3 protein-coding genes are annotated in these 1737 nt (G+C 67.7%); 1 reads left to right on the top strand and 2 read right to left on the bottom strand.

Going from position 1 to position 1737, the window contains the following annotated elements; genetic code table 11:
- Both ACQKIP_RS46680 and ACQKIP_RS46675 read right to left on the bottom strand, forming a co-directional pair.
- Positions 1 to 843: substrate-binding domain-containing protein (locus ACQKIP_RS46680; RefSeq protein WP_427745787.1), on the bottom strand; the 843-nt coding region annotated here is incomplete at its 3' end.
- Between the two features lie 204 nt (positions 844 to 1047).
- A complete protein-coding gene (locus ACQKIP_RS46675) occupies positions 1048 to 1221 on the bottom strand; it encodes a CsbD family protein (RefSeq protein ID WP_365863274.1) in 174 nt (57 codons plus the stop codon).
- A gap of 237 nt (positions 1222 to 1458) precedes the next feature.
- Here ACQKIP_RS46675 and ACQKIP_RS46670 point away from each other — a divergent pair, with 237 nt between their 5' ends.
- Positions 1459 to 1629 (top strand): hydrophobic protein, encoded by a 171-nt coding sequence (locus ACQKIP_RS46670; RefSeq protein ID WP_365863272.1) that lies wholly within the window; start codon positions 1459 to 1461, stop codon positions 1627 to 1629.
- The last annotated feature ends 108 nt before the right edge of the window (positions 1630 to 1737 follow it).

Genomic DNA, 1737 nt, shown 5'->3' with positions numbered 1-1737 from the left:
GAGGTAGGGCTGCTGGTCGACGGCGAAGCCGACCTCCTTGGCCCCCAGGCGCTTGACGACCTCGGCGTTCAGGTCGAACGTGTCGACCTCCGCCTTGCTGCCCGCATCCTCCTTCGCCTTCACCGAGTACGCGGCGATCGGCGCGCCGAGCGTGACGACGGAGTCGATGTCCTTGGTGGCCTGGAGCTTCGCACTGATGGAGGACTCGGAGCCGGGCGCGTTGGTGCCGTCCACGTTCAGGTTCTCGACCGAGCCCCCGAAGGTCTTCTTGACGCCGGCGCAGCGCTGCTCCAGGGAGACGTTCCCCTGTTCGTGGATGACGCAGAGCGCCTTCTTCTTGCCGCGCTTGTCGAGTTCGTCGCCGACGGCCTCGCCCGCCACGGACTCGTCCTGGCCGATGTGGCTCAGTGCCCCGAATTCGGCGGAGAACTCGCCGCCCGAGTTGATCGTGACGACCGGTATCCCGGCGTCCTCGGCCTTGCCGAGGACCGCCTTCATCGCCTCCGGCTTGGCCAGGGTGACGACGATGCCGTCGACCTTCTTGTCGATCGCGGACTGGACGAGCTCGGCCTGTCCCTTGGCCTCTTTGTCGTTGGAGTAGAGGAACTCGACGTTGTCCTTGCGGGCGGCCTGCTTGGCGCCGCTCTGCACGATGTCCCAGAAGGTGTCGCCCTCGCCCGAGTGGGTGATCATCGCGATCTTGAGGCGGGGCGTGTTCACGCCCTTGCCGCCTCCCCCGCCGTCGTCCGACTTGTCCTCGTCGCCCTTGCCGCCGGAGCTGCTGCATCCGGCCGCGAGCGCGATCACCGCCAGGGCGGCTGCTGCCGTGCGGGCCGTGCGCATGGTGGGACTAAGCGTGGTGGGACTAAGCATGGTGGGGCCACCTCTTCTCCCGGCCGCCCGAATGCGGCTGGGGGAGTTCTAGCGGCGGGTGCGCGGCAGCGTCAATGGATTTGTCAGAACATTCTGACGACTGTTGGCGAGTTGGTATACACGCGTCGGGGCCGCCCCGGCTTCCGGAGCGGCCCCGACTCAGTCGCGCGAACGTCAGTGCTTGCCGATGTCCTTGGTCTTCTCCTTGGCCTGGCGCGCGTCGCCCTTGGCCTGCTGGGCGCGGCCTTCGGCGGTGAGGCGTTCATTGCCCACGGCGCGTCCGGCGGCTTCCTTGGCGGCGCCGGTGACCTGCTCGACCTTCGCCTTGCCCTTCTCGTTGGCGGTCATGACCGCTCACGCTCCCTTGGCGTCGACATCATGTGCTGCTCCTCCGGTTAGCCAGTCGGCAGCCCCGCAAACATCACCGGCGCACCGCGGTACGGGGACGGACCGTGATGCATGGCTGGGGCGGAACGGGGCACTCCACGGTGCGGGCACGTGCCCTGCAACCTGTGAAAGAAACACGCCTTTTGTGTACTTATGTGCGCACCGTAAGGGCACCCGGTGGCCAGGAGGTTGATAGCAATGGTTCCCCTGCTCGTAGTTCTGCTTCTGGCCCTGCTCCTCTTCGGTGCGGGCTTCGCGCTGAAGGCGCTGTGGTGGGTCGCGGTCATCTTGCTCGTGGTGTGGCTGCTCGGCTTCGTGATCCGCCCCGCGGCGAGCGGCGGCCGCAAGGGCCGCTGGTACCGGTGGTGATGCGTTCAGGCGGTGATGCGTTCCTGAGGACGCCATAGAGCCGCACGTACGCCACGGGCAGTGGCGTACGTGCCCAAGGGGTGGGCCCGGCCTGGGACGGCCGGGCCC

Source organism: Streptomyces sp. NPDC059900, assembly GCF_050270335.1.
Lineage (GTDB): Bacteria > Actinomycetota > Actinomycetes > Streptomycetales > Streptomycetaceae > Streptomyces.
The sequence above is the reverse complement of the archived record's forward strand: the minus strand, read 5'-3'. Positions and strand labels throughout refer to the sequence as shown.